The organism is Halocatena halophila (assembly GCA_027563145.1).
Taxonomy (GTDB): Archaea; Halobacteriota; Halobacteria; order Halobacteriales; family Haloarculaceae; genus Halocatena; species Halocatena halophila.
Window position 1 is genome coordinate 2,368,957 of sequence record CP071306.1, and the last position, 19,302, is coordinate 2,388,258.

Annotated in this window: 23 protein-coding genes; 11 read left to right on the forward strand and 12 right to left on the reverse strand. The window is 58.6% G+C overall.

Annotated features, from left to right (window positions below; all coding sequences use genetic code 11):
* Position 1: 1 nt before the first annotated feature.
* Positions 2–289 carry a DUF5789 family protein gene (locus tag JXQ78_RS12665; RefSeq protein WP_330631130.1) on the reverse strand — a complete coding sequence of 96 codons (288 nt, stop codon included), beginning with the start codon at positions 287–289 and terminating at the stop codon, positions 2–4.
* 61 nt (positions 290–350) lie between these two features.
* On the opposite strand from JXQ78_RS12665, the gene JXQ78_RS12670 reads away from it, so the two are divergent.
* The 4 genes from JXQ78_RS12670 (at position 351) to JXQ78_RS12685 (ending at position 4,387) form a co-directional block, all read left to right on the forward strand.
* Entirely contained in the window at positions 351–812 is a 462-nt protein-coding gene (locus JXQ78_RS12670) for a DUF5788 family protein (protein ID WP_407934025.1), read from the forward strand.
* The gene (gene polX, locus JXQ78_RS12675; protein ID WP_330631131.1) at positions 809–2,557 is read left to right on the forward strand and encodes a DNA polymerase/3'-5' exonuclease PolX; all 1,749 of its coding nucleotides are present in this window, start codon (positions 809–811) and stop codon (positions 2,555–2,557) included. Before JXQ78_RS12670 ends, polX begins: the two co-directional genes overlap by 4 nt.
* Positions 2,554–2,991, forward strand: a complete 438-nt coding sequence (locus tag JXQ78_RS12680; protein ID WP_330631132.1) for a Mut7-C RNAse domain-containing protein — start codon at positions 2,554–2,556, stop codon at positions 2,989–2,991. The genes polX and JXQ78_RS12680 overlap by 4 nt, the downstream gene beginning before the upstream one ends.
* A gap of 250 nt (positions 2,992–3,241) precedes the next feature.
* Positions 3,242–4,387: a hypothetical protein gene (locus JXQ78_RS12685; RefSeq protein ID WP_330631133.1), complete on the forward strand. Its 1,146-nt coding sequence runs from the start codon at positions 3,242–3,244 to the stop codon at positions 4,385–4,387.
* Here the strand turns inward: JXQ78_RS12685 and JXQ78_RS12690 are convergent.
* Together JXQ78_RS12690 and lonB are read right to left on the reverse strand one after the other, a co-directional pair.
* Complete coding sequence (locus JXQ78_RS12690) at positions 4,384–5,118, reverse strand: CPBP family intramembrane glutamic endopeptidase (RefSeq protein ID WP_330631134.1); 735 nt, start codon at positions 5,116–5,118, stop codon at positions 4,384–4,386. The two genes, JXQ78_RS12685 and JXQ78_RS12690, sit on opposite strands and share 4 nt — an antisense overlap.
* A gap of 1 nt (position 5,119) precedes the next feature.
* Positions 5,120–7,147, reverse strand: coding sequence for an ATP-dependent protease LonB (gene lonB, locus JXQ78_RS12695; protein ID WP_330631135.1), 2,028 nt, complete (start codon positions 7,145–7,147; stop codon positions 5,120–5,122).
* Positions 7,148–7,311: 164 nt separating this feature from the next.
* Between lonB and JXQ78_RS12700 the strand changes: the two genes are divergently transcribed.
* Together JXQ78_RS12700 and JXQ78_RS12705 are read left to right on the forward strand one after the other, a co-directional pair.
* Complete coding sequence (locus JXQ78_RS12700) at positions 7,312–7,827, forward strand: nicotinamide-nucleotide adenylyltransferase (protein WP_330631136.1); 516 nt, start codon at positions 7,312–7,314, stop codon at positions 7,825–7,827.
* Entirely contained in the window at positions 7,824–8,585 is a 762-nt protein-coding gene (locus tag JXQ78_RS12705) for an SAM hydrolase/SAM-dependent halogenase family protein (RefSeq protein WP_330631137.1), read from the forward strand. The genes JXQ78_RS12700 and JXQ78_RS12705 overlap by 4 nt, the downstream gene beginning before the upstream one ends.
* A 9-nt stretch (positions 8,586–8,594) precedes the next feature.
* Here JXQ78_RS12705 and thsA read toward each other — a convergent pair whose 3' ends face one another.
* The 4 genes from thsA to JXQ78_RS12725 form a co-directional block, all read right to left on the reverse strand.
* Positions 8,595–10,166: a thermosome subunit alpha gene (thsA, locus tag JXQ78_RS12710; RefSeq protein WP_330631138.1), complete on the reverse strand. Its 1,572-nt coding sequence runs from the start codon at positions 10,164–10,166 to the stop codon at positions 8,595–8,597.
* A gap of 108 nt (positions 10,167–10,274) precedes the next feature.
* Positions 10,275–11,264: a glycosyltransferase gene (locus tag JXQ78_RS12715; RefSeq protein WP_330631139.1), complete on the reverse strand. Its 990-nt coding sequence runs from the start codon at positions 11,262–11,264 to the stop codon at positions 10,275–10,277.
* Positions 11,265–11,317: 53 nt separating this feature from the next.
* Positions 11,318–12,025 (reverse strand): class I SAM-dependent methyltransferase, encoded by a 708-nt coding sequence (locus JXQ78_RS12720; protein ID WP_330631140.1) that lies wholly within the window; start codon positions 12,023–12,025, stop codon positions 11,318–11,320.
* Between the two features lie 89 nt (positions 12,026–12,114).
* Positions 12,115–12,516: a PPOX class F420-dependent oxidoreductase gene (locus tag JXQ78_RS12725; protein ID WP_330631141.1), complete on the reverse strand. Its 402-nt coding sequence runs from the start codon at positions 12,514–12,516 to the stop codon at positions 12,115–12,117.
* 201 nt (positions 12,517–12,717) lie between these two features.
* Between JXQ78_RS12725 and JXQ78_RS12730 the strand changes: the two genes are divergently transcribed.
* From JXQ78_RS12730 to JXQ78_RS12740, 3 genes are read left to right on the forward strand one after another with little or no spacing between them, the layout of a single operon-like run.
* Positions 12,718–12,990: a MarR family transcriptional regulator gene (locus JXQ78_RS12730; protein WP_330631142.1), complete on the forward strand. Its 273-nt coding sequence runs from the start codon at positions 12,718–12,720 to the stop codon at positions 12,988–12,990.
* 53 nt (positions 12,991–13,043) lie between these two features.
* Positions 13,044–13,814, forward strand: coding sequence for an MBL fold metallo-hydrolase (locus tag JXQ78_RS12735; protein WP_330631143.1), 771 nt, complete (start codon positions 13,044–13,046; stop codon positions 13,812–13,814).
* A gap of 36 nt (positions 13,815–13,850) precedes the next feature.
* Positions 13,851–14,501, forward strand: a complete 651-nt coding sequence (locus tag JXQ78_RS12740; protein ID WP_330631144.1) for a YkgJ family cysteine cluster protein — start codon at positions 13,851–13,853, stop codon at positions 14,499–14,501.
* Position 14,502: 1 nt separating this feature from the next.
* Here JXQ78_RS12740 and JXQ78_RS12745 read toward each other — a convergent pair whose 3' ends face one another.
* Entirely contained in the window at positions 14,503–15,204 is a 702-nt protein-coding gene (locus tag JXQ78_RS12745) for a CDP-alcohol phosphatidyltransferase family protein (RefSeq protein ID WP_330631145.1), read from the reverse strand.
* Positions 15,205–15,346: 142 nt separating this feature from the next.
* Between JXQ78_RS12745 and JXQ78_RS12750 the strand changes: the two genes are divergently transcribed.
* Positions 15,347–15,733, forward strand: coding sequence for a TRAM domain-containing protein (locus JXQ78_RS12750; protein ID WP_330631146.1), 387 nt, complete (start codon positions 15,347–15,349; stop codon positions 15,731–15,733).
* Positions 15,734–15,922: 189 nt separating this feature from the next.
* Positions 15,923–16,162, forward strand: a complete 240-nt coding sequence (locus JXQ78_RS12755) for a DUF7123 family protein (RefSeq protein WP_330631147.1) — start codon at positions 15,923–15,925, stop codon at positions 16,160–16,162.
* Here the strand turns inward: JXQ78_RS12755 and JXQ78_RS12760 are convergent, their stop codons facing one another.
* From JXQ78_RS12760 to JXQ78_RS12775, 4 genes are all read right to left on the reverse strand, one after another.
* Positions 16,163–16,771: a winged helix-turn-helix transcriptional regulator gene (locus JXQ78_RS12760; protein ID WP_330631148.1), complete on the reverse strand. Its 609-nt coding sequence runs from the start codon at positions 16,769–16,771 to the stop codon at positions 16,163–16,165. It lies immediately after the preceding gene.
* Positions 16,772–16,934: 163 nt separating this feature from the next.
* Positions 16,935–18,059, reverse strand: coding sequence for an SPFH domain-containing protein (locus JXQ78_RS12765; protein WP_330631149.1), 1,125 nt, complete (start codon positions 18,057–18,059; stop codon positions 16,935–16,937).
* 60 nt (positions 18,060–18,119) lie between these two features.
* Complete coding sequence (locus tag JXQ78_RS12770) at positions 18,120–18,686, reverse strand: SPFH domain-containing protein (RefSeq protein ID WP_330631150.1); 567 nt, start codon at positions 18,684–18,686, stop codon at positions 18,120–18,122.
* Positions 18,687–18,720: 34 nt separating this feature from the next.
* On the reverse strand, positions 18,721–19,293 hold the full coding sequence (locus JXQ78_RS12775) for an NfeD family protein (protein ID WP_330631151.1): 573 nt from the start codon (positions 19,291–19,293) through the stop codon (positions 18,721–18,723).
* Positions 19,294–19,302 lie beyond the last annotated feature (9 nt).

Below are 19,302 nucleotides of genomic sequence, written 5' to 3' on the forward strand. Positions count from 1 at the left end.
CTTACTCCTCGGCCGTGACAACGGGACCGTCGCCGATCACCGATCGGATGGCGTCGGTGAGATCCTGTTCGCGTGGGAAGTACGTCTCATCGATGTCGGCGAGCACGTCGGCGAGGTCCTGTGGGCCATCGGCAGTTCGGATTGCCGAATCTCCCTCGCGGCGAACGACCTCGCTTTTTGGAATGCCGTAGTGGAGTCGTGACGTGATCCGGGCAAGCGGTGCCCCCTCCACCGGTGGCCCCCTGCCGAGCTCGACGGCCGGTTCGGACTCCTCGTCAGTGTCAGCCATGTCGGTATCTCCGGCCGGTTTACGATTAATACTGTCGGTTCAGCTGTGCGGTGTTCCTATTGTGTCCGAGATCCTACGCGGTTGTATGGAACCGTTCGAGCGAAAGCAACTTCTCGAGCGCATCGATCGGGACGGCGCCACCGTCGGCCGGCAGATCCCGGCCGAAATCGACGTGCAGGGCGAAACCGTCGAACTGCGATCGTTCGTGTTCGAGACCAAGCGCCTGGCCTCCATTCCTAGCGAGCGCCGCGAACGCATCGAGACACTAAAAGTTGCGTTGCGGCGCGAGCGAACCGAGCGCGTCGATCGCATCGAAAACGAGGACCTCGAATACGAGACTGCAGACCAGCTCGCAGACAGCGTGATCGGTATCGATCGGGCGCTGTCGGCGCTTTCACAGCTCGGCCCAGTCGATCTCGAGGCCGAAATCGCGGCCAAAGAAGCCGCGGATTCGAAACGGTGGCAGCACTTCCTCAAGCAGGCACTCGGGAAGGACGAAACCACAAAGCGAGGCCGGCGATGACGAGTAGCAACGACGAACTCGCGAGCCTGTTCGAAGAGCTCGCCGACCGCCTTGAGGCCCAGGATGTGGCCTACAAACCGACAGCGTACCGTCGAGCAGCAGAAAACATTCGTGAGTTTCCCGACACCGTCGCTGCGCTTGCCGAAACCGACGGGGCCGAGGCCGTCCAGCAGATCGATCGGGTGGGCGAAGCGATCGCCGAGAAGATCGTCGAATACGTTGAAACCGGCAAAATCGAAGAACTCGAAGCACAGCGCGAGGCGCTGCCCGTAGACATTGCCGGACTCACGAGCGTCGAGGGTGTCGGACCGAAATCCGTGGGAACGCTGTATTCGGCGCTTGGCATCGAAACGCTCTCTGATCTCGAAACTGCTGCCGAAGACGAACAGATCCAGACGGTTTCCGGGTTTGGCCCGAAAACCGAGTCAAACATCCTCGAGAACATCGAATTTGCAAAACGGGCTCAACAGCGCCAGCTCCTTGGCGAAGCGCTCCCGATTGGGACCGATCTCATGGCCTATCTCGATGAGATTGCGGCCGTCGAACGGTGTGAAACGGCGGGCTCGCTCCGCCGATGGCGTGAAACCATCGGCGACGTGGACGTACTGATCGCAAGCGACGATCCCGCTACGGTGATCGACGCCGTCGAATCCTGGCCTGCCGTCGAGAACGTAATCGAGGCCGGCAGCCAGAAAGCAAGCGTCAGAACCGAGGGGGTTCGCGTGGACTGTCGAGTGGTCGATCCAGCGGAGTTCGGTGCGGCGCTCCAGTATTTCACCGGCAGCAAAGAACACAACGTCCAGCTGCGCAATCACGCGATCGATCGTGGGCTGAAAGTGAACGAGTATGGCGTGTTCGACGTTTCTGCGATCGACGATCCCGACGCCGGCCAGCGCGTCGGCGAACGGGTTGCCGGAAGCACTGAACGCGGCGTATATAACGCGCTGGGGCTGTCGTACGTGGAACCCGAGCTCCGGGAGGGCCGTGGTGAGATCGAAGCCGCAACGGCTGGGGAGCTTCCGAATCTGATCACTCCCGACGACATCCGTGGCGACCTTCACGTTCACACCACTAGCTCTGACGGAACGGAGTCGATCGAATCGATGGTCACGGCCGCCACAGATCGTGGATACGAGTATCTCTGTATCACCGATCATGCAGCCGGTCCCGGCATGGTCGGTGGCGTGGGACTGACCGACGACGAACTCGAAGCACAGCTCGCTACAGTCCGAGAAATCGACGACGACGCGGATATCACCGTCTTTGCCGGCGTGGAGGCAAATATTCACGCAGACGGCGAAATCTCCGTCAGTGATGATCTGCTCGAACAGCTCGACTGCGTCGTTGGCTCACCACACGCCGCCCTCGACGGTGATGGCACCGACCGACTCCTTGAGGCCGTGAACAACCCGCTCGTCGACGTGATCGGCCATCCAACCGGTCGGCTGCTCGGCCAGCGCTCTGGACTCGACATCGATAGCTCTACGCTTGCCATCGCGGCGGCCAATACCGACACCGCGCTCGAAGTCAACGCGAATCCACGCCGGCTCGACCTCGATGGCACCCGGGTCCAGGCTGCAATCGACGCCGGTGCAACCATCGCCATCAACACCGACGCACATCGCTCGGAAAGCTTCGGATACGTCGACTATGGCGTCCACACCGCCCGCCGGGGCTGGGCACAACCCGACGACGTGCTCAACAGCCACTCCGTCGATGCAGTACGGGCGTTTTTCGATCGATGAGCCACAAGCGACTTCTTCTCGATGTAATGTGTGGCGACCTCCGAAGTTATCTCCGAATGTGTGGCCACGACACCGTGTATGCGCTGGATCGAGGAATCGAAGACGACGACCGCATTCGATCGATCGCCCGGACAGAACGCAGAACACTGATCACCCGGGATCGACAGCTCGCCGAGAGCGTCTCCGATGCGATCATCCTCACCGCAACCGAGACCACCGAACAGCTGCGGACGCTGCGGGCTGTGGGAATCGAGCTCACGCTGTCGGAACCACAACGGTGTGGACGCTGCAATGGCCCTCTCGAGCGTACGCACTCCCCACGGGCGGACTCCATCCCTGATGACAATCCCGTCTGGCAGTGTTCGGACTGTGGGCAGTTCTTCTGGAAGGGTTCACACTGGGAACACGTACGGGCAACGCTTGATTCGCTCTGACAGATGCCGGCGAAACTAGAAAATGGATTGTCGTATCAGACTTCGAAATTTAAAGGATAAGATCTATTGACAGTATCTTTCATTTCGATACGCCGATGATGCGGCCAGAACTCGTAAAAGCGACAAACCGGTAGGTAGCACGCATATTTGGTCTACATTGGAATTACCGTAAGTATCAGTATATCACATTACAAACCTATAATAAAACTTCGAAAATCTATTTTAGGAATGTGACAGTACTCCAATTCGGATGACGGAAGATGACCATGGCCGTCCGGCAACCGACAGGGTACACAGCAAGCTGTCACCGGGGATGAGTCGCCGCCGCCTGCTGTCCTCACTCTCTGGGCTTGGCTTCTCGCAGGTGACCGCCCAGTTTTTGACACAGGAGGATCTTGCGGGGGCAGCATCGGACCAGGTGCCGATCGTGTGTGGCATCCACCGTGACGATCAAAACTCGGAGTACGATACGCACACGCGAAACGTTCCAGCGGACTGGTACAACGACTATCGCCACGCGACGACAGTGAAAGAAAACCTCGAATCGAAGCTATCGAAAAAAACCGGCGTCGTGAGCGTTGGCGTCGAGCCCGGTGAACTCGGCGGAGACAACTCTCGGTTGATCGTTCGGATGGCAGAGTCGAAGATCAACCGGATGATGGGTGAGGTGCCGACGGAGATAGAGGGTGTCGAGGTCGCCGTCGAATCAGCCTCTGGCTATCGTCGACTCGGCTGTCGCAATGATCTCCGGAACTGGTCGTCCTCACGGCGGACGATCCACGGCGGCTATGAGGTACAAGGCAATGCGTCCGCACCGATCGGAACGACCGGCGCAGCCGCATTCAAGAACGGACAACGCTATCTCGCCACCTGCCAGCACATTTTCAGCGGCAAGAACGTCTCGGGTGCCACGTTGAAACATCCAAACGGGACACCGCTTGGCACGGTGAAGATGAATCGGTGCATGGAAGACTACGCTATGGTGAAGCTCAACGCCGACTATCGGGTCGACCGATCGATCCGACATTCCGGATTCAACGGCATTACCGGCCATTTCACCTACGATGGCCTCGGTCGGCTGAAGAGTCAGGGCGCACGGACACAAAAGGTCGGTCGAACGACCTGCCGAACGAGCTTTGCGAAGCTCCAGACGACCGCAGAAACGATCTACACGGCTCCGGGCTGTGTCCCAAAGCCGTATTCGGTGTTTCACAAGGACGATTCCGGTGGAAGCGACCTCAAGCGAGGTGATAGTGGGTCGATCAGCTTTCACCAATCACCGAACAACTCCAACAAGTGTTGGCTCGTGAGCTTCATCAACTACGAGGACAGCAACACGAACGACGTGTTCGGCATCGGGATGTATCGGCTAAACGACTTTGGCTTTGGCTTCTAGAAGGCACTCGTGTGCCGACCGAGCAGGCGTTCGATTCGGTCGGTACAGAGAAATTCGAGTGCGTTCACCAGATAATGGGCGACCACAACCGCGAGCAGGCTGTTCGAGATGATGAACACGACGGCAAGCGCAAATCCGAGTACGCCCGTTACGAGCATGCCGAGTCGGCCCTGAACGCCGTGGCCCACGGCAAACACCACTGAAGAGCCTCCCGCAAAAAGCCAGGGCGACAATCCGGTCCCTACGCTCGTCACTCCAATGAGAATGGCTCGAAACAGTAGCTCTTCGAAGACGGCGATGATGGGCAACACGCCCACCAGGAGCAACACCCACGCGCTGTGGGAGTCGGGTGTAAGCTGCTCGCGAAGCCTGGCGTCGAAATCGACGTCACGAGCCTTCGCAACCATCGAACCGGCCACGTTGAACAGATACAGGAGTATTCCTGCAGTGATTCCGGTGAGCAGTCCCGTCAGTCCAACACTCGCCTGACTCGAGAACTCGACGCCGAGTGCAAATGGCGGTATCGATGTGATCCAGACTGCGATCACGAGCACCGTCGCGAACAGTCCCTGTGAGATTGCCACGTTCGCGAGCAACACGGCCGTCGATTCGTTGGCTATCGGCTCGCGCTCTGTGCTGTCGGTGACGGCTCCAGAAGAAAGTCGAGCAAGAACGAGTAACAACACGAGGACGACGCCGGCGATCGCAAAGAACGTCGTCCAGTCTGGCACGTTACTGCGGGCTTGGACTGCTTGGGCCGGTTGCAGAGCCTGACTCGAGTGCTTGCCCGGTGATCGATTTGAGGCGATCGACGAGCGAATCCTTCTCGGGCTCTCCAGCGAGTGCAATGTCGAGGACTTCGCTGATGTGTGTGACCGGAATGATCTCGATCTGGTCTTTGAACTCGTCTTCGATCATCACGTCCTGCTCGTTAGCAGCCGGAATGATCACCGTCGAAATGCCGGATTTCGCCGCCGCCTCGATCTTGTGGGTGACTCCACCCACAGGCAGCACGTCACCACGAACCGACAGCGACCCCGTCATCGCGACCGACTGATCCACAGGGATCTCCTCGAGCGCGCTGATAACTGCCGTTGCCATCGTCACGCTCGCTGAATCCCCGTCAACACCCTCGTAGGACTGGACGTACTGGATGTGCACGTCCCTCTGTGAGATGTCCTCGTCGGAGAACTTCTTGATGATCGCCGAGACGTTCTGGACTGCCTCCTGGGCGATCTCCTTTAGGTTGCCGGTGGCGATCACTTCTCCAGGACCCTGTGACGGGGCGATCTCTGCCATCACTGGAAGCAAGATGCCTGAATCCTCGCCCATCACGGCGAGTCCGTTCACACGACCGCTCACGTCGCCCTGTGCGACCGTCATGTCGTAGTCCTTGCGCCGATCAATGTAGTCGTCGGCAAGTTGCTGTTCGATCGACCGTGATCGACCCTTTGCCTGCAGGACATGATCGCGGGTGGTGATCTCTTCGCCGCTTGCGCGGGCGATGTCGCCAGCCACGCGAACCAGTCCACCGAGCGTCCGGAGCTCGAGTGTGAGGTGGTCTTTCCGACCGGCCTGTCGGCGAGCCTCCAGAATCACTTCTTTGGCTGCATCGCGGCTGAAGTGTGGGAGTCGGCCGTCGCGCTGGACCTCCTGGGCGATGAACCGAACGTACTTCCGGCGCATCGAAGGGGAGTCCTGAATGGTGTCGTCCATGTACACCTCATAGCCGTATCCCTTGATCCGGTTGCGAAGTGCCGGATGCATATTCTCCATCGCATCCAGGTTCCCGGCCGCAACCATAATGAAGTCAGTCGGAACGGCTTCGGTCTGCACCATCGCACCCGAAGAGCGTTCGGACTGACCGGTAATTGAGAACTCACCCTCCTGAATCGCCGTCATCAGCTTTTGCTGTGACCGAATGTCGAGGGTGTTGATCTCATCGACGAACAGGACGCCTTTGTTGGATTTATGAATCGCTCCCGGTTCGACACGATCGTGGCTAGGCGTCTCCATTCCGCCTGACTGGAACGGATCGTGTCGAACGTCGCCGAGCAGTGCACCGGCGTGGGCACCAGTGGCGTCCTCGAACGGTGCCGTCTGCTTGTCTGCGTTGTTCACCAGGAGGTTTGGAATCATCGCCTCGTTCCCGCGGTTGGTGTAGCGGAAGAAGAGATAGACCGCTACAGCCGCGATTACGCCAAGCAGAACCTGCCCACGAATGATAGCAAAGCCAAGCACCACGATAACCAGAATCCACATCAAAAACGACCGCATCTGGTTGTGTTTTCTGGCCTCTTCTTTGTGGGCGTCGATGATCTGCTCTCCTTTGCCCGCTGGAACCGTCCGGATCTTCGGCTCGTTGCCGTCGTCCGGATTGTGATACACGAGGATGTCCTGGAGTTCTTCCCGCGGCAGCAGCTGACTCATCGCCTTTGCGAGCATCGACTTGCCCGTCCCGGGCGAGCCGATCATCATCACGTGGCGACGCTGTTTGGCTGCTTTCAAGACGATGTCGCGGGCGCGATCCTGGCCGATAACCTGATCGACGAGTCGGTCCGGAACCTCGATGTCGGCGGTCGTTTCGATAGTCAATCCACCGAGAAGATCCTCCGTCGACCCCTCATCGATCTGATCGTCGTCGATCTGCTCCTGACCGAGTTCCTTTACCACCTCGGCGGAGCTGTCTCCCGATGGAGACAGCCTCTCGTCTGTCTCCTGGTGTTCCGGGAGCGCCTCATCTTGATTGTTGTCGCTCATAGAACCGTGCTCTCAACGTATACGACGAGATGTTTACTGATATACTTTCTCCCCTTGGGACGGAACCCTCAGTAAAAAATCGCCAGCAAGCAGCTGTTATGACAATAATTATATCTGAATGTGTGGATCACTGTCCTTAATAAGGAACCGGTGAAGTTCTATGCATGCGCGGATTCTTCATCGGACGGTTCCAGCCGTTTCACGCTGGCCACCAGTCGCTCGTCGAAACGATAGCGACGGAGGTGGACGAGCTGGTTCTGGGCATCGGCAGCGCTGACCAGTCACACACGCGTCACGATCCGTTCACCCCGGGTGAGCGGATCATGATGATTACCAAATCGCTCGAACCACTCGATTTGACGACATATGCTGTGCCGATCGAGGATTTAAACCGGAACGCAGTGTGGGTGAGTCACGTACAGAGCATGACGCCGGAGTTTGACGTGGCATATTCGAACAATCCGCTGGTAGTGCGGCTGTTCGAGGAGGCGGGTGTCGAGGTCCGCTCTACCCCGATGATCCGTCGCGAGCAGTTCGAGGGATCGGCCGTTCGTGAACGGATGAGTCGCGGCGATCGCTGGGAGCATCTGGTTCCGGATCCGGCGGTTGGTGTTATCGAAGAGATCGGGGGCGTCGAACGGCTCCAGCAGGTGAGCGAGTCCGATTCGAACGGCCGATGATCACGCTCGCCTCGGATTTTGGCGCTCCCTATCCGGCGGCGGTGCGTGGGGTGATCGCACGCACGACGACGAGTCGAATCATCGATATCAGCCACGACTTCCCACGACAGGACGTTCGCACGGCGGCGTTCTGGCTCAAAGAACTGCTCGTGACGTTTCCGCCGGCGGTTCACTGTGCAGTTGTCGATCCCGGTGTTGGGACGGATCGAGCGGCGCTGGTGATTCGTGCTGGTTCACACGCCCTCGTCGGGCCGGACAACGGACTGTTGCTTCCAGCGGCGCGAGCGCTCGCGGATACGATCGAGCCGTTCAAATGGACGATCGACGACCCAGACAGCGCAACCTTCCACGGAAGAGACGTGTTCGCGCCGGCCGCCGCCCGCATCGATACGGTTGGTGTCTCCGCGATCGAGGAACTCGAACCGGTCTGCCCGGTCGATTCCGTCGTCGACTATCAGTTTCCCGAACCGACGATCGAAGACGGCCGAGCCAGCGGCGAGATCCTCATTGTAGACAATTTCGGCAACGCCGTGACGAACATTCCTGGAGAGATGGTTCCGATCGCTCCCGGGAGTTCGCTCCGGGTGAACGGCCAGCCCGTGCCGTTCGAACGGTCATACGCACACTGTCCACGAGAAACATCGCTAGTGACGGTTGGAAGTCATGGCAACCTCGAACTCGCGGTGAATCAGGGGCGTGGAGACGAGGCGTTCGGCGTCAACCCGACGACGCCGGTCACAATAAAATGGGCCGACTAATCGCAGTCGTTAGCTTGCCGAGATCACGTCGTCAATACGCGTGATCATCGTTGCGGCTTCGGTGGCGCTCTCGATCGCTTCGCGTTTGACGGCTGCCGGATCGAGCACGCCGGCTTCGAGCGGGTCAGTCACACGGCCATTCTGGCCTTCAACGATGATGCCCGCAATGCCGTTGCTGTCGTGGGTCGAGCGCAGTTCGACGAGCGCGTCGATCGGATCCATTCCGGCGTTCGTCGCGAGCGTCCGCGGGAGCACATCCAGGGCGTCGGCGAATGCCTCGACGGCGAGCTGTTTCCGGCCAGTAACCGAGGCTGCTTCCTGACGAATGGCGTCGGCGATGGCGATCTCGATCGCACCGGCACCGGCAACGACACCGCCCTTTTCGATTGCGGCTGTGACGACATCAAGCCCGTCGTTGAGCGCACGCTCAAGTTCGTCGGTGAAGTGGTCCGTGCCGCCACGGACGAAGACGGTGACTGCCTCGGCGTTGGAACCGCCCTCGATGAATGCGAGTTCGTCCTCGCCGAACTTCTCGACGCGGACGCGGTCTGCGCTGCCGAGGTCGTCGGCTTCGAGATCGTCGATCGTGCCGACGAGTGAGGAGCCCGTCGCACGGGCGATCGATTCTGCTTCATCGTCCGAGACGCTCTCGAAGGCGAGCACGTCTTCGGTGGCAAGTGAAGAGCCAACGCGGTCGTCCACGTCGCCGGTGATGAAGGCCACGTCGACGCCGCTATCGATCAGGGTGTCGGCGTACTCTCGAAGCTCGTTGGCTTCGGCATCGAGTGCTGCGTTGAGCTGATCGACGCTGCTAACGTTGTACTCGGCATCGATGTTCGACTCGCGCACTTCGAGGTCAACGTCAAGCACGGCGATCGAGGCGTCCTCGACGTTGGTAGGCATGTTCTCGTGGACCGGTTCCTCCTCGGAGATGATCCCTTCGATCAGTTCGGTTGCAGAGGAGGACGCCCCTTTTTGCGTACGGACATCCACGCTGTCGCGGTCGACGCCGTCGGTTTCGACCATTCGGATCGCATCAACAACGGTTTCGGCGAGCGGTTCGGCACCGATGTCTCCGGTGCCCTTGCCGGTCATGCTCGTCACGGCGACCTGCGTGAGCTGCTCGTCGTCAACCGTGCCGTCGACGACGTGCTCGTCGATCGTCTCCTGGGCGATCCGGGACGCTTCGTGGTAGCCCTCGACGATTGCCGTCGGGTGTACATCGTCGTCGAGTAAGTCCTCCGCTCGCGAGAGGAGCTCGCCGGACAGGACTGCTGCCGTTGTCGTCCCGTCGCCAACCTCCTCTTCTTGTGTGCTTGATACTTCGACGATCATTTGCGCGGCCGGATGCTCGATGTCCATCTCCTCGAGAATTGTCGCGCCGTCGTTGGTGATGACAACGTCGCCAGAGTCAGACACGAGCATCTTGTCCATCCCGCGCGGACCAAGCGTCGAACGTACCGTGTTACTCACGGCCTTTCCAGCCTGAATGTTGGACGACTGCGCGTCGTCGCCCTGGGTTCGCTCGGTGTCCTCTGCCAGAATAAACATCGGTTGTCCTCGCTGAGCGGGTTGTGACATAATCATAGAGAGATGGATTGCGATTCTATATAAATCTTCCTGTCTCTCATCGAATAACCACCCAACACAACGGCTTGCTGATTGGTATGCCGAGCTGTAACATCCCTTTTATTCCCGTTCGTCGTAGACGGCAACCGCGCGATCGGCGCGTTTCGACCGACCGTTGTGATTTCGCCGCGGTGTCCGATCTCGAAGTCGCGCGAGCATGCCATCTCTGAGTCCCGTGGCCGTGCCGTTGATCATCGATTTCGAGCTGTCTACCCAGTCGGATGGCCGGCGAGTTCCGCGCGCGATTGCAAGCGTCGCATCGACACCATCACCCACCGCGTGTCGACCCACCCGCCAGAGCGAAGACGGTCCGTAGTTTTTCACGAGCCGATAGGTGAGCGACCGATACCGCCAGTTCCAGTCGCGCTCGCCGCTGGTTGCTTTTGGATCCTGTGGACGAAACCCGAGCGATTCGGTCGTTTTCGCGCTGTGTGGCGTACTTCGCTGATGGGTCACACAGAGGCGATGGTCATATGCAACTGTATAGCCGAGTCGGGCGAGCCGATGCGCACAGTCGCGTGCACCCCCGGTGACGAGATACTCGTCGAAGCCGTCGAGTGCAGCCAACGCTTTGCGACGGAACGCAACGTTTCCCCCATCGAAGTAGGTCACGGACTGCCCATCGATCGTTCGTCGGTCAGCATGCTGGCGCTGCTCGTGTCGATGGGGGTGATGTATCGGCCCAGTGATCGCCCCGGCAACCGGCCGACCGTGGCCGCTCTCTCGGTGGGCAATGCCGGGACGGTCGAGCGTCTGCTCGATTGCTGTAACCCACGACGGCTCTATACAGACCCAGTAGTCGACGAATGCGACCACCGTTCCGGTTGCACGATCAAGGCCGGCGTTTCTGGCAACGTTGACGTTTCGGTCACCGATCTCGACTAACACGTCAACGTCGTCACGGCGTCTGACCATCCCAGTCGTTCCATCAACACTCGGACCGTTCACGACGATGATCTCTGCGGCTGGCGCGTGCAGTGACAGCGCATCGAGACAGTGAACCAGGTGCTCGCGACCGTTCAGCGTCGGCACGACCACCGAAAGCTCCATACAGATAGGCTACTGATTCCTGGGCGATAAAACGATTGGAAACGGGCCTGGATTTACTCAACGGTCGCGTTCCAGTAGGAGACTGACGCCAACAAGTTACCTACCTTCGTTTCTCCCATAGTCGTGTCTGCATCTCTGAATGTTGAGGCAATTTCCCCAGGTATCTGCCGGTAGAAGCCGTATGGGAGGATAAAGTCGTGGGACTCGTCGGTCAGCGTGAGATTTGCGCGACCGAGTAAGGATTCGACCTCGGATTCGGAGTAGAGCCGCGAGCCCATCGGTAACAACCAGTTGTAGATGGTTCGCGTGCTGTAGCGGTTGAATGTGTCGAAAAACACCTGCGTACGCGAGACACGGCTCATCTCGGCGAGAAACGCCGCTGGTGTTTCGGCGAGGTGGAAAAACCGCATGGCGAACACCGCATCGAAATGGTCGTCCGGAAACGGCAGTCTGGCGGCATCACCTCGCATGAACTCGATATCGTTGGAGACGCCGTTTTGACGAACCTTCTGGCGACCTTGTTGGAGCATGGCCGATGAGATGTCGAGCCCGACGATGTCGGCACCGTTACTCGCGAGCATCGCCGTAAACCGCCCGGTCCCACAGGCTATCTCGAGGATTTTCTTGTCTTCGACCGGTGAGAGTGCCTCTAGGACGGCCTGTTTCTCCCGCTGGTCGATGAGCTGTCCTCCCCGGGAGAATCGCTTCGAATCGTATTCATCGGCGATCTCCTTCGCCTGATACCACTCCTGGCCCTTCACACTAGCTCACCAAATTCATTGTGGAAATAAAACGATACTGGATCAGTATGCACATTGGTACCGTCTCTATTCGGGCAGACGAGGCTGTTTCAGGCTTCGACGGCTCTGACCTCGTCGGGATGAATCCGCAGTATCAGCCGCTCGTTTGAAGAATCGAGATTTGGATACTCCTCGACACCCATATAGCGGCCAGCGAGCTCGTTGATGTGATCAACGGCACCGTCCGGAGTGATCTCCGTTACGGTTCCTGTCACGGAGAGACTGCGATACTGATTGTCCGGATCGACCATACTGATCCCAACGACTGGATCGGATCGAACGTTGCGGGTTTTTCGGCGTCCCCGGGCCGTATTTATTAACAGCTCGTTTGCGTCGCTGTCGTAGTCGACCCACACGGGCGTGACGTGTGGTCGTCCGTCGGGAAGCGTCGTTGAGAGGTGGGCGAATGTCTTCTTCTCGAAGAGGTCTTCGTAATCGGCTGGAACGTCCATACGACAGCCCCCATGCGGGCTGTTACCAAAAAGCTCCCGACAGTTCATCTGTCGAAACCACGCCATCTTTTTTGTGTGTGGGTACGGGCAATACCTGTCGAGTATCTATGTATAAGGGTGACAATCATACATTGTAGTGTACGTATTGTTTTGTGGAGGTTATAGCGAAGATTTACAGTCTCGTTCGACTGACGGCCCGTTATGAGTACGAATGCGGAAAATCAGCCCGCCGAGACATTCCTCACTAATCCCGATTTCCGTGACCGTCTCCGTGAGCTTCCACCGAGTGCAAAGCTCGTGGCCAAGGTACTCGACGACGAATCACCACTTTCGCAGGGCCAGCTTGCACAGGAATCGTTGCTCCCGGACCGGACCGTTCGCTACGCGCTCAATCGCCTCGAGGAAGCAGATCTTGTCAATTCCCGATACAGTTTTCACGACGCGAGAAAGCAGGTGTATTTCCTGATCGAGTAGTCGTTGTGCTTCGTGCAGGTATCGATATGTACACCGAGTGAGTAGCTTCCAGCATGGATATTGTTCGCATACCCGTTCCGGTAGCTTCTGCACCCACTGGATCGACGAACGCCTACGTAATCGGTGCTGAAGAGGCGCTATTGGTCGATCCGCCAAGCGAATGTAGCGCGCTTGATGTGGCACTCGAACGCCGAACGATCAGCCATATTGCGGTAACTCATCACCACCCAGATCACACGGGTGGCGTCCGTGCGTACGCAGAGCGGACCGGAGCGACCGTCTGGGCACGGTATGGCCGGACGGCGTCGTTCGAGGCGGCGACTGACTGTTCTCCCGATCGGACGTTTCGAACCGGAACGACGATACCAACCTCTGCTGGAGGAGTTCGGGTGATCGAGACGCCAGGGCACGCTCCGGAACACTGTGGATTCACCGCGGGGTCGACGACGCTCGTCGGTGATCTCGCGATTCAAAACGGTAGCGTTGGAGTGGCCAAGCCGGACGGTGATCTTCGTGCCTATCTGGGATCGCTCCGTCGGATCGGGCAGCTCGCCCCAGAAATGCTTTATCCCGGTCACGGACCAACGATCGATGCACCGGTCGAGACGTGTTATCGACTCTACAACCATCGACGTGATAGAGACTCCCAGATCCTGTCTGCGGTCGCTGAGGGCGCATCGACGGTCGAAGCAATCACTGACATGGTGTACGACACAGAGGGACTCGAACTGCGGACGCTCGCCGAGGGAACCGTTCGCTCTCATCTCCAGAAGCTCGCCGTTGAGGGCCAGCTCAGCTGGGATGGGTCGGTTGCAACCACATGAGCAGGGCTTATCGGTGGTGATCATGTGGAACTCTGTATGGACGATCGCCAGGCGCTAGCAGACGAACGCGATCGTGCCAGAGCGCTCTCGACGGCGGAACTGGCCGATGCAATTGAAGCAATCGGATTTTCGTGCACTCGATGTGGAGCCTGTTGTACCGCCCACGACGACGAGGAGCACACCGCCACCGTCTTTCCCGATGAGGTACGAACGCTTCAGACCAACACGGAGCGCTCCTGGAACGACGTTGCTCGGCCGATGCCGTACGGGATTTCTGAAGCCGGCGGCGAGACGTTCGAGTGGGCGTTGCAGACCACCGGCTGTGGAGACTGTGCGTTTTACACGGAGGACGCAGACGGCACTGGAGGGTGTACCGTCCACGAGGATCGTCCGCTGATCTGTCAGACCTATCCGTTCAGTCTCGCGCTGTCGGGGACCAGTCAGCCGCTCGGTGAACCGGTGGATGGTGATGGACTGTTGCGCGCCCACGAGTGTGAGGGACTTGGCCGATCGATCGACCGGGATCGAGCGCTTGAGCTGGCAGCCACGCTCAAAGAACGGGCGATCACCGAGCTCACGGAAGCGATCGAGCTGCTAGAACGGTATGAACCAGCCAATCCACCGGATCGAACGGTCGTCGTCCACGATTCGGAGGGCGCAAAACGACCGGACGGCACGGAGCTGTAGCTTACTTCATAATCCCGCGGTTACGATACAACGAGGGCCCACCAAGCAGATAGGCGAGGGCCACGACGACCAGCAGGCCAGCCAGCAAGCGACCGACCGGCGGCGGAAGGACGATTGCCAGCGTCTGGACGCTCCCAACGCCGACGGCGTCGACCCGCTGTAGCCCTGGATACGGCGTTTCGATCACCATCAGATAGGCAAACAGCCCAGCCAGCACCGCGAGCGCCAGGGGGTCATCGAGTCCTGCCAGATAGCTTCCAGCAAGAATAACTGCTCCCAGGGTGTTCGGGACGCCACGACGAAACGCCTGGGCGTCCTCCGTGGTGTAGATCGCCGTTCGGACAACCGCACCTACGACGTACGCGCTGGCAAGCCCGGCGACCAGGAGGTGCCCGCCAGTCGCGTCGACTGACCGATTGGCAAGGGTGACGACGAACAGGCCAGGTGCCACACCGAACGTGACGACATCGACGACCGAATCGAGGACGGCACCGATCTGCGAATGGTTGCCGTAGCGAGCGAGCAGTCCGTCGAGTCCATCGGCAATCGCACCGAGCAGTATGGCTCGTGCCCCTATCGCGTGACTGTCGAGCCCACCGACTGTTGGCTCTGTGAGCACACAGATTGCCCCAAACCCAACCAATAGATTCGTAATCGATACGCCGTCGGCGAGGCTAACTCGACAGAGTGGATGGGGGCGCACAGTTGCGATCGCTCCTTGCCAATAATATAGCTTCGCAACTCGCGGCTCGTCTGATGGTGTGGTGAGCAATTAGGGATAGAACTCGTTCTGAGCCGATACCTTCTTTACCTCGTGCCTGTGACAACGTTTTCAGAGGTCTACCATGGAAATCTCAGAAAAGCTCCTGTGTCTGTTTAGCGCCGAGGTGTCCGACGAGGGTGACAGCTACACCGTCGAGATCCCTAGCCGTGAGATCGAAACCGGTTCGGTCGCTCCTGGAGACACGTATCGCGTCGCGTTGATCGCTGGTCCGGACGGTGAGCAGCCCACACCTTCTAGCTCGCCGACATCTGACCAGCCACAACCACCCGTCGAGACCGGCGAGATCAGATACGTCGAAATCGAAGATCTCGGCAAGCAGGGCGATGGTATCGCTCGCGTTGAACGTGGCTATGTGATCATCGTTCCGGATTCTGAGGTCGGAGAGCGTGTGAAAGTCGAAATCACGGAAGTGAAGCCCAACTTCGCCGTTGGAGAGATAATCGAGTGAGCTGGCCCCGGTGGGCATGTCGGTTCGACACAGTTCGCCGTGAGCAACTGGCCTGGAGTTAGCTGGCCGTACCAGACCCACTCTCTATTCGACCACTTTACGTGGACGCGATCGGGAAAACCGCAAGACGGCGTCGTGTTATCTCACTGTACCAAACTCACTATAAGGATTTCTCCCGTGTGACTCATCATGAGCGTTCGAACCCAGTCGGCGGTCGATCTCACGGAAAAACAAACGGCGATACTCAGATATCTCCGCGAGCATTCGGAGACGAAAACGTATTTCAAATCCCGCCTTATCGGTGACGAACTCGGATTGAGCGCAAAAGAGGTTGGCGCGAACATGCGCTCGGTGCAAAAGGCGGCGTTCGATTTGACGATCGAAAAGTGGGGCTACTCTTCGGGGACGACCTGGAAGGTAACGCGATAATCAGGGATCGTATCTGACCAGCGAATCGGCCTCAGCGGCGAGTGAGGTGGCCGCAGGGCCGAACGAATCGGCGTATCGAACGAGCAGGGTAAGCACGGTTTCGGGTTGTTTGACCGTGTAGCCGTTCTCTCTACTCAACAGCCCTGCCCCTTCGAGCTCTTTTGCGTACGTACTCACGGTTGGTCGAGAGACACCGACCGTGCCGGCGATCGTGCTGCCGGTGGCATCCGGCTCACGAAGCAGCGCGATCAACATTCCTCGAGGGGTCTCCCGGCGGAGATAGCCCAGCGCAACGAGTTCGAACTCGCTAAAGCGATCCCCCTCGACGTATCGACGATACTCTCCATCGCGGAAACTATCGATTGCGCCCGACTCTACGAGCCGTCGGAGGTGATGCTGGGTTTCTCCCGTTCCGAGCGATAGATCGTCTCGAATCTTCGAAAAATGCGCACCGGGAGTCGTCGACAGGTAGCCGACGATTGCATCGCGAGTGCTGGATGATGGTCCATCAACCAACCGAGACAGCGGCCCGGCCGCTCCGAGTGCAGCGAATCGACGGAGCGTCGCCCGCTTTTCCGTGTCGACGCTCTCCCCCACCTCATCACTCATTGCACCAGTCTTATACTGTCTATGTAAAATAAGTTGTCGTTTCGTGCAGGTGTCTGGAGATGTCTGGACAGCACCGGGGAAATTTTCAGCTGATTTTATCCATTACTCCACCGCTTGCGGGCGTTTTGAAAAATTGACCAGACCGATGTGTTTCGTGTCAGTACTATTCTTTTTCTAGTTCCACGTCGGCGCGTTCGTCCATCTCTTCGATCACTTCGTCGGTGTCTTTGATGTCGGGTGAGGCGTCGCCTTCACGAATGGCCTGGGCTTGCTCGTCCATATCTTCGACATCGATTTCTGCGGTGTCATCAATCTGGCCGAGTATCTCTTCGATGTTGTCGAGGCCGAGCAGCTCTCGGGTCTCATCGTCGAAATCGAGGCTGTCGAGGTCGTCGGTGTCTAACGCAACGTCGCTGTCGGTGAGGTGTTTACCGTATCGACCGACCAGCGAGGTGAGTTCCTGTGGGAGCAAGAAGGTTGTCGATTCGCCCTGCCCAATCTCTGCGAGCGTTTCCATTCCCTTATCGATAACTGCGCGCTCGCCCATCGATTCCGCAGATTTCGCCCGGAGCACGGTCGAGAGCGCATCACCCTGTGCTTCGAGGATCTGCGCCTGTTTTTCACCCTGTGCGCGGATGATGTTCGATTCTTTTTCACCTTCTGCGGTTTCGACGGCACTGCGTCGTTCACCCTGTGCTTCGAGAATCATCGCGCGTCGGCGTCGCTCTGCTGAGGTCTGTTGTTCCATTGCCTGCTGGACTTCAGGCGTTGGGTTGACCTCGCGCACTTCGACGCTCTCGACGCGGACACCCCACTCGTCGGTCGGCTCGTCGAGTTCTGCCCTGATGCGGCCGTTGATCTCCTGGCGTTTGTTCAGCGTGTCATCGAGGTCCATGTCACCGATTACGGCCCGGAGTGTCGTCTGTGCGAGATTTGAGACGGCGCGTTTGTAGTCATCGACTTCGAGAAACGCCTTTTTCGCGTCCATTACCTTGATGTAGACGACGGCGTCGGCTGTCACGGGCGAGTTGTCGCGAGTGATCGCTTCCTGGCGGGGCACGTCCAGCGTTTGTGTTCGCATATCGAACGAGTAGGTCGCAGACACGAACGGCGGAACGATGTTCAGCCCTGGCTCAAGCAGTTTGCGGTACTCCCCAAGCACGGACAGTGCCCGCTTTTCGTACGCCCTGACGATCTCGACCGATTGCCAGAGCGCGAAAATCAACAACAACAGGACTGCGATTCCCACGAACCCAAGTATTTCTGATTGTAACAGGAGGGCCTGCATGAGGTTGCCTTAGTACACTGGCATTAAAAGGGTTCGCTATGTAATCTATCGGGAATGTTTTCACAATCTGTTGCTCTCACTGCGTTTTTGGCTCCGACTGTGCCGTTTTTCCTTCGGGCTCACATCAGTCACCGTGACGCTCTCGATGTCGATTCCCCACTCTCTGAGGGGTGCTTCGAGCTCCGTTTGGATGCGATGGGCGATTATCCGCTCGCCATACAACACGTCATCACGCTCCATGTCGCCGATTACGGCCCGACGCGTCGTCATCGAGAGGTACTTGACAGCCTGTTTGTGGTCTTCGACCTCACGGATCGCTCGTTCGGCATCGAAAACAGTGATCGTTACTTCTGCGACAGCAGTGACCGGACGGTCGTCCCAGGTGATCGCTTCTTGGCGGGGAACGTCGATCGTCTGGGGCTGCATGTCGATCGATTCGGTTATCGAAATAAATGGTGGGACGTAGTTCAGTCCTGGCTCAAGTATCTTTTTGTACTCTCCGAGCACCCACAGCGCTCGCCGTTCGTGCGGTTTCACGATTTCGACGGTCTGGTACACACAGAAACTGAGCACCACCAGCACCAGGATGCTACCAGGCAAACCGATCTGCAACGGGAGGGCGTGCATATAAACAGTTCCGACGAGCGGAGTAAAAATGTTCTTACGAGGATTCAGGTTCGCGTTCCTCGCCGGTGGAGCCAAGCCCGAGCTCGCCGTCGATGTCGTCTTCGATCACGGATAGCGATTCGACCTGAATCACGTTTCCGCCACCGGGGTCGGTGACGATCACTTCAGCACCGACTGGGATTTCGCCCGTGAGTGTCCGTGCCTGGTAATTTGGATTGAACCCGCCGTTCTGGAGTTTGACTTCGCCGCTGGACGGGGTGACACGCTCGGTAACGCGTCCGGTTTTTCCTCGCAGTGCATCGGAGTCACTCGTCGATTCCGAGCGGCCACTGGAATACAGATCGAACTCTCGGTAGGCATACAGCGTCAGTGCTCCGCCAACGAGCACGGTCAACCCCATTCCGAGCGTCACTGCGATCGCACCGAGTCCCATCGCATTGAGTCCGACGCCAACCAGCCCGGCGAGAAAGAGCGCGATCCCGACGACGATGAAGTGTGCACCGGGTGCGAGCGCTTCTGCGAGCAACAAGCCGGTGCCGATCAGCACGAGCAAAATCGGGAGCGGATACGGCAGCCCCTCGAGGAGGAGGGGGATGATCGAAGCCATACGTGGCGA

What these genes read in the sequence shown, in the direction of transcription:
- JXQ78_RS12665 (WP_330631130.1), bottom strand. Translation starts at nt 289, where the DNA reads ATGGCTGACACTGACGAGGAGTCCGAACCGGCCGTCGAGCTCGGCAGG.
- polX (WP_330631131.1), top strand. Translation starts at nt 809, where the DNA reads ATGACGAGTAGCAACGACGAACTCGCGAGCCTGTTCGAAGAGCTCGCC.
- JXQ78_RS12680 (WP_330631132.1), top strand. Translation starts at nt 2,554, where the DNA reads ATGAGCCACAAGCGACTTCTTCTCGATGTAATGTGTGGCGACCTCCGA.
- JXQ78_RS12685 (WP_330631133.1), top strand. Translation starts at nt 3,242, where the DNA reads ATGACGGAAGATGACCATGGCCGTCCGGCAACCGACAGGGTACACAGC.
- lonB (WP_330631135.1), bottom strand. Translation starts at nt 7,147, where the DNA reads ATGAGCGACAACAATCAAGATGAGGCGCTCCCGGAACACCAGGAGACA.
- JXQ78_RS12700 (WP_330631136.1), top strand. Translation starts at nt 7,312, where the DNA reads ATGCGCGGATTCTTCATCGGACGGTTCCAGCCGTTTCACGCTGGCCAC.
- JXQ78_RS12705 (WP_330631137.1), top strand. Translation starts at nt 7,824, where the DNA reads ATGATCACGCTCGCCTCGGATTTTGGCGCTCCCTATCCGGCGGCGGTG.
- thsA (WP_330631138.1), bottom strand. Translation starts at nt 10,166, where the DNA reads ATGTCACAACCCGCTCAGCGAGGACAACCGATGTTTATTCTGGCAGAG.
- JXQ78_RS12715 (WP_330631139.1), bottom strand. Translation starts at nt 11,264, where the DNA reads ATGGAGCTTTCGGTGGTCGTGCCGACGCTGAACGGTCGCGAGCACCTG.
- JXQ78_RS12725 (WP_330631141.1), bottom strand. Translation starts at nt 12,516, where the DNA reads ATGGACGTTCCAGCCGATTACGAAGACCTCTTCGAGAAGAAGACATTC.
- JXQ78_RS12730 (WP_330631142.1), top strand. Translation starts at nt 12,718, where the DNA reads ATGAGTACGAATGCGGAAAATCAGCCCGCCGAGACATTCCTCACTAAT.
- JXQ78_RS12735 (WP_330631143.1), top strand. Translation starts at nt 13,044, where the DNA reads ATGGATATTGTTCGCATACCCGTTCCGGTAGCTTCTGCACCCACTGGA.
- JXQ78_RS12740 (WP_330631144.1), top strand. Translation starts at nt 13,851, where the DNA reads ATGGACGATCGCCAGGCGCTAGCAGACGAACGCGATCGTGCCAGAGCG.
- JXQ78_RS12750 (WP_330631146.1), top strand. Translation starts at nt 15,347, where the DNA reads ATGGAAATCTCAGAAAAGCTCCTGTGTCTGTTTAGCGCCGAGGTGTCC.
- JXQ78_RS12755 (WP_330631147.1), top strand. Translation starts at nt 15,923, where the DNA reads ATGAGCGTTCGAACCCAGTCGGCGGTCGATCTCACGGAAAAACAAACG.
- JXQ78_RS12760 (WP_330631148.1), bottom strand. Translation starts at nt 16,771, where the DNA reads ATGAGTGATGAGGTGGGGGAGAGCGTCGACACGGAAAAGCGGGCGACG.
- JXQ78_RS12765 (WP_330631149.1), bottom strand. Translation starts at nt 18,059, where the DNA reads ATGCAGGCCCTCCTGTTACAATCAGAAATACTTGGGTTCGTGGGAATC.
- JXQ78_RS12770 (WP_330631150.1), bottom strand. Translation starts at nt 18,686, where the DNA reads ATGCACGCCCTCCCGTTGCAGATCGGTTTGCCTGGTAGCATCCTGGTG.
- JXQ78_RS12775 (WP_330631151.1), bottom strand. Translation starts at nt 19,293, where the DNA reads ATGGCTTCGATCATCCCCCTCCTCCTCGAGGGGCTGCCGTATCCGCTC.